Genomic DNA, 12,157 nt, shown 5'->3' with positions numbered 1-12,157 from the left:
GACCCACCCGCACCGGAACCGAGACGTCATGGGCAAGCGATCGCGGCTGATGGCCGGATGCGGCAGCGCGGCGATGGCTCTCGCGCTGATGCTCGCCCCAGAGCAGGCCAGCGCGCAAGGCATTCAGGCCAGCCCCGATGTGACGTTCGGTTCGGCCGAGGTGTTCAATGTCGATGCCACCACCACGCAGGTCGAGATTTTCTCGCCCACGGTGGTGATCGACTGGACGCCGCAGGTCGACAACAACGGCGATGCGCTGGATTTCCTGCGGACCGGCGCGACCGCGATCTTCCAGGCCGGACAGTTTCCCGATTTCGCGGTGCTCAACCGCATCCTGCCCACCGCCAATGGCAATATTGCGGTGATCGATGGCGCGGTGATCTCGCAGATTTTCGGCCCCGCCGGGCTTCCCGAAACGGGCGGTTTTGTCGCCTTCTATTCGCCCACCGGCATTCTGGTCGGCAGCAATGCCACCTTCGATGTCGGGCGGCTGCTGCTGACGACGCTCGACACCTCGCCCGACAACTTCGACAATTTTGCCAATGGGGGCTTCCTGACGCTGGCGGGGCAGCAGGGATCGACGGCCCGGATCAGCATCAGCCCCGGCGCGCAGATTTCTGCGCTGGCGGAAAATTCGTTCTTCGCGGTGGTTGCCGCCGATGTCGAGATGCGCGGGATTGCGCGGGTCAACGGCAGCCACGCCTATGTCGCGGGCGAGGTGGTGAACCTGCGCTTTTCGAACGGGCTGTTCGACATATCCGTGCCGGTCGGCACCGCGGCTGCGGGCGAGGTGGTGACGGTTGACGGCACGGTCGGCGGTCCTGCCAGCACCGGCGCGGGCGACAATCACATGATCTATGGCGTCGCGGTCGCGCAGAACGACCCGATTTCCATGCTGTTTCGCGGCAATCTCGGCTTCGATCCGGCGCAGGGCGCGGATGTGGTCAATGGCGAGATCATCCTGTCGGCCAATCACAACGTGTTCGGCCGCAGCGTCGATGGCAGTTCGATCGCTGACGGGATCAATGCCACCTTCGGGGCCAATTCCGCGCTTTCCGCGGTGCGCGCCGATATCTTCATTCAGGATTTCACCGCCACCAGCAGCCTGCTGGCGATCGGTTCGCACCGGGTGCAGGCCATCGCGGTCAACTCCGCCAGCACCGTGCGGGGCAATCTGCTGCTGGTCGGGCGTGAAAATGCCGAGGTGTTCGCGAGCGGCGGGCAGAATTTCAGCGTCACCGGCGACCTGTTGGTCGATGCGCGCGATTTCGGCGTGGTCAGTTCCAGCCTGCAAACGCTCGATGCGATCAATGCGCAGGGCGGCGTGGCGGTGGTGGATGCCTCGCAAGGCGCGGTGATCAGAGTGGGCGGCAACGCGCTGGTGACTGCCGATGCCTTCGGCGGGGCAGAGGATCTCAACCGCATTGCCGGCACGGCACGCGGCGGATCGGCGCTGATCGGCGCGCGCGGGGGGCAGGTCATCATCGATGGCGCGGCGACGGTGAGCGCCCGCGGGCTCGGCACGACCTTGCCCGATATCCAGACCGGGGCCGAGGCGCGCGGCGGGATCGCGGAGGTGTTTGCCACGCTGGGCGGCAGCGCCAGCATCGGGCAGAACCTGATCATCAGCGCCGATGCAATTGGCGCCAACGGATCGCTGTTCGGCCCCTCGACCGCGTCGGACGCTTTTGGCGGGCAGGCGCTGATCACGGTTTTCGGCGGCGGCGGCACAGTGAATGTCGGCGGGTTTGCGCAAGCCAGCGCCAATGCACGCGGCGGAACCGCCAATACCGCTGGCGCGGGATCGCTGGCCGATGCGGGGGAGGCGGTGGCCTCGATCACCGGGCCGGGCAACATCACCATCACCGGACAGCTCAGGCTCGATGCCGAAGCGAGCGGCGGCACCAATGCCGGGGGCACCGGCGGGCTGGCGCTGGGCGGGCGGGCTTCGGCCACCACCTTCAGCGGCGGGCGGATCGCGATCGGCGGGCGGTTCGATGCCGATACGCTGGCGCAGGGCGGCAACGGCCAGACCGGCGGCGATGCCTTTGGCGGGATCGCCGGGGCCAATGCCGTTATCGGCGAGATCACCATCGCCGGACGCGCCTTTGCCGGCAGCGAAGCGGTGGGCGGCAGCGCTACCTTTGGCAATGGCGGCAATGGCGGGCTTGGCCGGGGCGGCAATTCCTTCTTCCAGGCGGACGGCACGCTCACCGAAACAGCCCTGCTTACCATCGGCGGCGATGCGATTGCCTTTGCCCAAGGCGTGGGCGGGAATGGCGGCGCGGGTGACAGCCAGATCGCAGGCGGGCGCGGCGGAGACGGTTTTGGCGGGCAGTTCGCAGTGCCCAATCAGGCTGATCCGGCTTCCGGCAGCGGTGCCTTTATCCTTGCCGGCGGTGACAACGGCACGATCACTGTCAGCGGCGAGGCGGTGGCGGTGGCCAGCGCGGTGGGCGGGCGCGGGGGCATTGGCGGCAGCGGAACCGGCAGCGGCGATGGCGGCAATGCCACCGGCGGTCTGGCGCAGGTCGGCCTTGCGCTGCTCGGCCAGAACGGCTCGGTCGGGCTGGGGTCGGCGCAGTTTGGCGATGTGCTGGCGCAGAGCGACGCTTTCGCGGGCGATGCGGGCGATGCGCCCGATCCCGATCTGACCGGCAATGGCGGCAATGCCACCGGCGGCGTATCGGTGCTGACGGTTCGGGCCGGCGACGTCACGGCCGCCTCTGCCGAAATCATCGCCTTCGCGTTCGGCGGGCTGGGACGCAGCGGCGGCGCAGCGGTTGGCGGCACGGCCGCAGCCTTTGGCGGACAGGGCGGCACGCTGACGCTCGACACGATCGAACTGCGGGCCGACGGGTTCGGCGGATCGGGCATCGGCATCAGCGGCGGAACGGGGCGCGGCGGCGCGGTAGATTTCGATTTTCAGGGGCTGGATGTCACCGTCAATGGCGATGTGCGTGCCGAGGCGAGCGGTTTTGGCGGCGGCGCGGAAAATGGCAACGGGGGTGACGGCTTTGGCGGCATTGTCCGGCTTGGCGTGCTCGGGCCGGTTTCCGGCACCGGCACGATCGCCGGTAATGCCGCGGTCGTCGCCAACGGCTTCGGCGGGCCTGCCGATATCGCCACGTCCGGCTTTGGCGGAGACGGCGCGGGCGGCGAGGCTTCGGTCGAGGTGCAGGCGGGCGGGCTGGTGCAGGCCGGATCGTTGCAGGTCACGGCCAGCGCGCGCGGCGGTGTCGCGGAAACGCAAGCCTTTGTCGGCGGAGATGCCAGCGGCGGCAATGCGCGGATCTTTTCTGCGGGCACGGGCAGCCGCCTGATTGTCGAGCGCAACACGCCGACCGATTTTGCCGATGACATGAACCTCGGCGCGATCCTCGCCGCCAACGGCTTCGGCGGGGTTACCACGGGCGGCGCCGGCATTGGCGGCAACGGCTCTGGCGGCGGGATCACCTTGCTGGCGCAGGGCGGGGGCAGCATTGCCCTGCCGGTCGATCCGCTTGCCGATCCCAATGGCGTGGGCGAAATCCGCCTGCTGGCACGCGGCTTCGGCGGCGATTCCACCGTCGCGGGCGGTGCGGGCGGGTTCAGCCGCGGGGGGACCGGCACGATCGAGGTCGATGGCGATGGCTCGTCCATCATCATGGGCGCGGCGATCTTCTCGGTGTTTGCGCAGGGCGGATCGGGTGTGGTCTCGGCCAACAACACGGCTGGTGGCAATGCCATTGGCGGGGTGCGTCGCATCCGCGTGCTGAACGGCGGGGCGGCGACGCTTGAACTGATCGGCGGTGTTTCGGGCGCACAGGGCGGCAATGCCACCGGCGGCGCCGATGGCGGCGATGCCACGGCGGGCAGCAATGTGGTCGAACTGATCGACGGCACGCTCAATATCGTCGGGGTGCTGACCATCAACGACCAGTCTGCCGGCGGCAACGGCGCAGCGGGCGGCGATGTCTTCGGTGGCGGCGAGGGCAGCGGGTTGGCGTTCCTCGCGACCGATTCCACCGTCAACTTCATCCCTTCGGCGCAGGGCGAGACAGGGATTGCCATCGGCGGCACCTTTGCAGGCGGGGCAGGCACCGCGAGCGGCGGCAATGCCACGGCTGCGCGGGTTTCCTTCAGGCTCGACAATACCGATCTGTCGGGCGGTTTCCTGCGGATCGATCCGCTGGCACAGGGCGGTGTTGCAGCGGCTAGCGCGGGGCAGGGCGGCAATGCCACGGCGGGCGCGGTCAATATCGCGATCACCGGATCGACGGTCGCGCTGGCGGGTGAGACGCTGATCACTGCCAATGCCGAAGGCGGCGATGGCGGGGACGGCAGCGGCGGTCGCGGCGGCAATGCGACCAGCGGCGTGATCGACATGCTGCTCGACGATGCCAGCCTGACGGTGGCGGCGGGGCAGACGGGCGCTCGCAATCTGCGCCTTGTGGCGCAGGCCCGCGCCGGTGGGGGGGCGACAACCGGCAATGCCACCAGCGGCCGGACATTCCTGAGCCTTGCGGGATCGTCGCTCGATGCCGATGATATCCTGCTCGATGCCCGTGCCTTTGCCGCTGCGCGCAGCGCGGGGCAGACCGGCGGATCGGCGCGGGGCGGGCAGGGGCTGGTCACGTTGTCCGGCGCCTCCACGATCGACGCCGCTCTGGTCGAGATTGACGCCAGCGCGATAACATCGACCGGCGGGGCGAGCTTCGGCGGCACCGCGTCCTTCCAGGTTGCATCGGGCAGCGCGGCTGTGGCCGATATCGCCAGCCTCGGCCTGTTCGCCGATGCTCTGGGGGCCGATGCGGCGGCGCGGGACAACGCGGCGGGGCAGTTCTTCGTCAATATCGGCGGCGGGAACGTCAATCTCGGCACTCTGACCGCCCGCGCCACCGGCGATACGATTGATGGCGATCCGTCAGCGTCCGAACTGGTCGCTTCCGGCGGCAATCTCAATGTCGCCAATGAACTTTCGGCCTCGGCCTTCGGCGATATCCTCGTGCGCACCGGGCAGGGCGGCATTATCGGCGGGCCGCGTGCGGCGGCGACCACCACCAGCGTCGACATCATCTCCGATGGCGTGATCATCGTCGAAGGCGACAACAACGCCGCCGTCGGTCTGGGCGGCAATGTCGTGCGGCTTTCGGCGCGGGACATCGACATTGCGCAGGGCGCCCGCATCGGCGCCGACCGGGTGATCCTGACCTCGCTCGAACGCGGAGCGACCGCGATCCTCGGCGGCACGAGCGAGGGCGACGGGTTCAGTCTGACCGGCGACGAACTGGGCCGGATCAGCGCGCGCGAGCTGGATATCAACCTGCCCCAGATCAACGTGACCACCACGCCCGTGCCGCCATCGGTGCTGGTGCGCGACCTGTCGCTGACCGGATCGGGCAACAACGGCTTTGCCGCGGTGCGCCTGCGCGTCGGCAGCGACATTCCATCGGGCGTCATGCGGATCGAAGGCAACCTTGCCTTGATCAGCGCCGCCACTGCCGATGTCTTGCAGATCGAGGCGGGGCGGATCGAGCTTGTCACGCCCGGCAGCATCCGGGTTGAGGGCACGGACAATGCGCCCGGCGGCAACCTGCGGCTGACGGCAAGGGATATCTGGGCAGCGGACGCAGCCACGATCACCCAATTGCAGCAGGACCGCAGCTTTGCCGGGCGTGACGCGCAGCTGGCTGTGGCAGCGAGCGGGAGCGACGATCCGCTCGGCTACATCCGTGCCGGCGGCGTAAGCATCACCGCAGCCGACAGTTTGCTGGTGCGCAACACCGGCGTGGCGCTTGCGGGCGGCGGCATTCTGGTCGGGGGCGGGGGACTTTCGATCGCCGCCAGCGGCCAGCAATCGCCCGGCGGCGGGCTGGATGTGTTCGCCTATGGCCGCCGCCAGACCGCGCCGGGCGTGTTCGTGGTGGGCGAGGCGTTCTTCGACGAGGTCAATTTCAACCGCGTCGCCCCGGGCACCAGCACCTATCTGGCGGCGAGCGCCTTCAACGATTGCATCATCAACACCGGCGAATGTCCGCAGCCGCCCCCGCCGCCCGAACCGCCGGTGGTGGCACCGCCCGAAATCAACAACCCCACCCTGTTCGAGCCGCCCCTGGTGATCGGCGGCGATCCACCGGCTGTGGCGGGCGAGGATGATGACCGGTTCGGCATCGACTTCCCCGAACGGCCCGAGGCTCCACTGATTTCCGAAGACCCGCTGCTCGATGATCCGGTGACCAGCGGCGGCGATGCCTCGCTCTACGGCAGCAGCGCCGTGCCGCCTGCGGGAGGCAAGTGAGATGACGATGCGCCAACGCCATGCCCGCCTCGCCGCCGCGGTCGCTGCCGCTGCGGTGCTGTGCGCAACCACTGTCACCGCGCAGACCGGGCAGGGCACCAGCCTCAGCCTGCGCGATACCTTTCCGATCGGCAGCAACGGCTTGTGCGAGGCGCAGATCCTTGCGCCCGAACCGGGGGCAGGGCTGTTCGACCGGCGCTATTCGGTCATCTGCCGCGATGCTGCCGCGCCGGTCGGCACGCTGTGGGTGATCAAGGGCGAGGGGGGCGAAAAGGCCGCTCCGGCGCGCTTTGCCGGGGCGGGGGCGAATTGTTCGGGCAGCGCGCAGGGCACGGGCGAGTTGCCGGGCCTCGGCACCGCGCAGCGGCTTGCCTGCGCGCGGTCCGACAGCGTGCTGCGCACCGATGTGCTGATCGGCAGCCGCGGCGGGCGCACCTATGCCGCAAGCGGGCTGGCTGCCTATGGCAAGGCGCTGGAACTGGGGATCGCCTCGCTCGCCAGCGATGCGGTGGTGCCCGGCAAGGTCGAAATCCCGATCACCAGCGCGACCGATGCTCTCGCCTTTGCCCGCCAGCAGGCTGAAGCGATCGCTGCCGATCAGGCGCTGATCGAGGCCTATCGCCGCAGCAACGCGGGCAATTTCGCCGAGGCGGCAGAGTTCTTCGCGGCCTCGTCTGCCGCGCTGGCAGGCAAGGGCGCCGCCGAAGCGCGGCTCAACGAGGCGCTGCTGCAATCCAATCTCGGCAATTTCAACGAGGCGCGGCGCCTGTTTGGCGAAAGCCGGAATGCGGGGGCGACCAGCCCGGTGCTGGCCCGCCTGCAACGCAATTACGAGGCGATGGACGCGCTCAACCAGCGCAAGCCCGATCGTGCGCTGGCGATCCTCGATGCGCCTTTGGCGAGCGAGTTTGCCGATGGCGATGCGATCCGCAGCCTGCAGATCGGCCCCGCGCTGGCGGGCCAGCTGGCGAGCGAAAGCGGGCGGATCACGGGCGAATATTCGCTCAGCCTGACCCCGCTCGAACGCGCGCGGCTGCTTGACGGCCAGCACGCCTATCTCAAGGCCACCGCGCTGCGCCAGCTGGGCCGCTCTGCCGAGGCGACCGGTCTGCTGCAATCCGCCGAAGCGGCCTTTGGCGACGTGCGCGGCGGGCGGGTGGTGTCGGTGGCATGGCTGCGGGCACAGGTGCTGGGCGAACTGGCCGAAGCGGCCGAGCGGGCGGGCGACAAGGCCCGCGCCGCCGGGCTGCACGGCGATGCGATTGCCTTGCTGGAGGTGACCTATCCCGGCTCGCCCGCGCTCGGCAGCGCCCGGGCGCAGCTGGCAGGCTTTTACGCCCGCGATGGCCAGCGCGACGCGGCACTGGCGCTGTATCGCGACATCATCGCCGATGCAGGCGGACGGCCGCTGCCGTCGCTGCGGGGGCTGCTGACGCCCTACTTCGCGCTGCTCACCGAAGGCGCAGGCGACACAGCAGCTGCCGATCTGTTCGCCGCCAGCCAGCTGCTCAGCCGCCCCGGCCTGGCCCAGACGCAGGCCGTGCTCGCCCGCGAACTTTCCGGCGGGAGCGACGAGGCGGCGCAGCTGTTCCGCACCGCCACCAATCTCGGGCGCGGGATCGAACAGCAGCGGCTCGCCCTGCTCGAACTGGAAGGCGCTGCAGCGGCGGACAGCCGCATGGCCGCGATGCTCGAAGAACGCCGCACGCAGCTGGAACAGTTGCAGCTGCAACAGGCCGAGGTGCTCGACCGGCTGGCGGCCTTTCCGCGCTATCGTGCGGTATCGGGCGATGCGATCACGCTCGGCGAATTGCAGGCGATCCTTGGCGAGGGCGAGGCCTATGTGAAGCTGGTGACGCTCGACCGGGATGCCTATGTCGTTTACGCCACCCGCGATGCGGCGAAGGCATGGCGCGCCGATGCGACGCCGAAGCAGCTCGAGAGCCTCGTGAGCCAGATCCGCGAGAGCATCGCCGTGGTCGAAGGCGGGCAGGTGCTGACCTATCCCTTCGACATCGTCCGTGCGCGGGAGCTTTACGTGCGCCTGTTCGCGCCGGTGGCGGATCAGCTGCCGGGCGCCACGCATATCGTGTTCGAACCCGATGGCGCCTTGCTGAAGCTGCCGATCAACCTGCTCGTCACCGACGATGCCAGCGTTGCCGCCTATCAGGCGCGGATGGCGGGCAAGGATGCCGATGAATATGACTTCCGCGGCACCGCATGGCTGGGGCGCAGCACGCGGATCAGCACCTCGGTGGCGGCAGCGGCGTTCCGCGATGTGCGCGCGGCGCGGCCTTCGGATGGCAAGCGCGCCTATCTCGGCCTTGGCGAGAATGCGCCGGTCGGCACCGGTTCTCCCGGTGCTGCGCGCACGCGGGCAGCGCTGGAGGCGGGCGAGAGGTGCCAGTGGTCACCCAACATCTGGGCCAACCCGATCAAGGCGGACGAGTTGCGACAGGCTGCCACCCGCTTTGGCGGCACCGCGCAGGTGCTGACCGGCGCGGACTTCACCGACAGCGCGATTGCAAGCCTGCCCGATCTGGCCGAATTTCGCATCCTGCACTTCGCCACCCACGGGCTGGTCACCGCGCCCCAGCCCGAATGCCCGCCGCGCCCCGCGCTGCTGACCAGTTTCGATGCGGGCGAGGGATCGGATGGCCTGCTGAGCTTTGCCGAGATTTTCGGCCTCAGGATCGACGCCGATCTCGTGATCCTTTCGGCCTGCGACACGGCGGGCAGCGCCACGATCGGCGCTACCCGCGAGGCGGGGGTGACCAGCGGCGGCGAATTCGCGCTCGACGGGCTGGTGCGCGCCTTTGTGGGCGCGGGCGGGCGCACCGTGCTGGCGAGCCACTGGCCGGTGCCGGACGATTTCAACGCCACCGGCCGCCTGATCGGCGGGCTGTTCGCCGCTGACGGCACGGCCACGGCGGCGGCGCTCCAGACCTCGCAACAGGCGCTGATGGACGATGCCCAGACCTCGCACCCGTTCTACTGGTCGGCCTTTGCGGTGGTGGGCGACGGCGCGGCAGGCCTTTCGCGCTGACCGCAGCGATGACCGAGGCCGCGCCCCGCGCACCCCTGTTCGGCTGGCTGCGGCGCGGCTGGCGCAATCTGCGCGAGGCGGGCAACGCCCAGTTGGCCCTGACCGTCTTCCTGATATGCGTGGCGCTGTTCATCGCCCGCTACAGCTGGGTGCTGCCCGATGGCGAGGTGCCCACCCCGCTGACCAGCGAGGCCGAGCGCGCCTTCTATGATCTCAGGGCCTATTACTCCGCCGATCTGGTCGAGGAGGACAAGCGGGTCGTGCTGGTGGTCTATACCGACCAGACGCTGATCAAGGCGCGCAAACGCTCGCCGCTCGACCGCGGGTTGCTCGCCGAGACCCTGCGCACGCTCGACACCTTCGAGCCCAAGGCGATCGGCATCGACATCCTGTTCGATCAGCCGCAGGACGAGGATGATGAACTGGTCGCCACGCTGCGGGGGATGAAGACCCCGGTCGCGGTCGCCTATGCCGCCAAGGCGACCAACCCCGACGATATCGAATACGAACAGCAGCAGTTCCTCGAAGCCTTCATGGCGCGGCTGGAGGGCAGCGGGGCGCGCCCCGCCAGCATCCGGCTCGACAACACCTTCGGCGCGACCCGGCTGTGGCCCGACATCCGCGAAGGCCTGCCGCCGCTGCTCGGGCGGGTGATGCTGGAGCAGGCGGGCGAACAGCCCAAGGCCTTTGCCGCCTACGAGGGCGCGATTGATTACCGGCGGCCCAAATATCAGGATTCGGTGCTGTTTCCCCCGGCCCAGATCGACCTCTTCGTCGATCCCGATCCGGAGATCCTGCCGTTCCTCAAGGAGCAATATGCCGGCAAGTATATCCTGATCGGCGGGGATATCGTCGATTACGACCGGGTCGAGACGACCTTCACCTCGATCAATGGCGAAGTGCCCGCCGGGATCAACGTCCATGCCGAGATCATCGCCCAGATGCTCGATAACCGCGTGCTGACCCCGATCCCGGACTGGGTGATCTGGGCAATGGCGGTGCTGGCGATCCTTGCCGGGATCGTCACCGCGCTGCTCGAATGGCCCGCGCGCAAGCTGGCGCTGTTCGGCATCGCGCAAGGGGCGTTCTTTCAGGGCATGCCGTTCGTGTTGCAGGTGCAGAACTTCGACACCTATGGCCTGCCGGCGGTCGGCGGGCTGGTCGGCTGGATCATTGTCTTCGGTGCGGTCACCTCGACCATGCGCGCATCGGGCGCGGTGCAGCGCAATTTCGCCACCGGGGCGCTGGGCAAATACATCCCCCGCGACATTGCGCAGGCGATCATCGACAGGCCCGAACTGCTCAACCTCGGCGGGGAAAAGCGCAGCATTTTCGTGCTGTTCAGCGACCTTGAGGGCTTCACCAAGATGAGCCACGCGATCCCGCCGGAAATGGTGGCAAAGCTGCTCAATCGCTATCTCGACATGCTGAGCCAGGTGGTGCTCGATCATGGCGGGGTGATCGACAAGTTCGTGGGCGATGCGGTGGTGGCCTTCTGGGGCGCGCCGATTGCGCGGGAGGATGACGGGACGCGGGCGGCGCGGGCAGGCTATGCCCTGTGGCAGGCGGGCGAGGCGTTCCGGCGCGAGGTGGCGGCGATGGACGCCAGCCTTCCCGCAATCGGCAAGACCCGCGTGGGCCTGCATTATGGCGAGGCGGTGATCGGCAATTTCGGCGGGGCCACGCGCATCCAGTACACGGCGCTGGGCGATTCGATGAACACCGCCGCGCGGCTCGAAGCGGCCAACAAGGCGCTCGATTCGGCGGTGATGGCGAGCAGCGAATTCGCCGAAAGGTCGGGGCTGGACTGGTGGCGGCCGATGGGCCGGGTGCGTCTGCGCGGCCGCGCCCGTCCGGTCGATCTGTGCGAGCCTGCGCCCGGTTTTCCTGCGGAAGACAAGGCCCTGCTGGTGCAGGCGCTGGCGATGGCGACCATTGATCGCGCCGCAGCGGTGCGGCTGGCGCAGACCGTGGCTGATCGCCATCCGGATGATTCAGCGCTGGGCAATCTCGTCCGGCGCATCGATAATCTCGACGAGGGAGGGACCTATGTTCTCGGATAGCTTCAGGATACGGCTTTCGGCGCTGGCGCTGGCAGGCGCGGCGATGGTGCTGCCCGCTGCCGCCATGGCAGGGGTGGTGGTGAAATCGACCGGGCCTTCGGCGTCCGCCTATCCGGTCGGCAAGAAGATCGATGACAATGCCTCGATCACCCTGAAGGCGGGCGATGTGATCACGGTGCTGACATCCGATGGCACGCGGGTGATCAAGGGGGCGGGCACGTTCCGCGTGGGCGACCGGCCGCAGGTCGCTGCCGACCGCTTCGCCTCGCTGACCCGCAAGCGCGCCGCCACCCGCGTGCGCACCGGGGCCGTGCGCGACGTGAATGACGAGGCGGTGACCAATCCCAGCCTGTGGTATGTCGATGTCACCCGCTCGGGCACGGTCTGCCTGTATGACCTTGCCACCGTGCGCCTGTGGCGTCCGGGGACCAAAGGCACCAGCACCTACCGCATGTTCAACCGCGAAACCGGCGCCGCGGTCGATGTCACCTTCGACGAGGCGGTGATGATCGCCGCGCTCGATCCGGCCCGCCTGCCGATTGTCGAGGGCGCGCCCTACACCATCACCGGGCCGGACAACGCTGCCAGCGCGCAGATCAGCTTTGCCCTGCTGGGCGAGGACTATGAGGCACCCGATGCCCTGGCCGAGGCGCTGATCGCCAAGGGCTGCACGGTGCAGCTTGAACAGCTGGCGAGCAGTCTGGAAGCCTCGGCGGAAGGTTCTGACGGCTGATTTGCCCCGTTTCGGCGGATTGGCTGTTGCATCGC

At 68.7% G+C, this 12,157-nt stretch carries 4 protein-coding genes; all 4 read left to right on the top strand.

Going from position 1 to position 12,157, the window contains the following annotated elements; genetic code table 11:
- The first annotated feature begins 28 nt into the window (after positions 1-28).
- From ACU0AG_RS01420 to ACU0AG_RS01405, 4 genes are read left to right on the top strand one after another with little or no spacing between them, the layout of a single operon-like run.
- Positions 29-6,280: a beta strand repeat-containing protein gene (locus ACU0AG_RS01420; protein ID WP_482780471.1), complete on the top strand. Its 6,252-nt coding sequence runs from the start codon at positions 29-31 to the stop codon at positions 6,278-6,280.
- A gap of 1 nt (position 6,281) precedes the next feature.
- The gene (locus ACU0AG_RS01415) at positions 6,282-9,326 is read left to right on the top strand and encodes a CHAT domain-containing protein (RefSeq protein ID WP_482780470.1); all 3,045 of its coding nucleotides are present in this window, start codon (positions 6,282-6,284) and stop codon (positions 9,324-9,326) included.
- An 8-nt stretch (positions 9,327-9,334) separates the two neighbouring features.
- Positions 9,335-11,389, top strand: coding sequence for a CHASE2 domain-containing protein (locus ACU0AG_RS01410; protein ID WP_482780469.1), 2,055 nt, complete (start codon positions 9,335-9,337; stop codon positions 11,387-11,389).
- Entirely contained in the window at positions 11,376-12,122 is a 747-nt protein-coding gene (locus tag ACU0AG_RS01405; RefSeq protein WP_482780468.1) for a hypothetical protein, read from the top strand. The genes ACU0AG_RS01410 and ACU0AG_RS01405 overlap by 14 nt, the downstream gene beginning before the upstream one ends.
- Positions 12,123-12,157 lie beyond the last annotated feature (35 nt).

The sequence above is a fragment of the Erythrobacter sp. RANMB8 genome, assembly GCF_056848235.1.
The sequence above is the reverse complement of the archived record's forward strand: the minus strand, read 5'-3'. Positions and strand labels throughout refer to the sequence as shown.

Excerpts from the sequence above, each read along its gene's own strand:
- ACU0AG_RS01420 (WP_482780471.1), top strand. The coding sequence starts at position 29 with ATGGGCAAGCGATCGCGGCTGATGGCCGGATGCGGCAGCGCGGCGATG.
- ACU0AG_RS01410 (WP_482780469.1), top strand. The coding sequence starts at position 9,335 with ATGACCGAGGCCGCGCCCCGCGCACCCCTGTTCGGCTGGCTGCGGCGC.
- ACU0AG_RS01415 (WP_482780470.1), top strand. The coding sequence starts at position 6,282 with ATGACGATGCGCCAACGCCATGCCCGCCTCGCCGCCGCGGTCGCTGCC.
- ACU0AG_RS01405 (WP_482780468.1), top strand. The coding sequence starts at position 11,376 with ATGTTCTCGGATAGCTTCAGGATACGGCTTTCGGCGCTGGCGCTGGCA.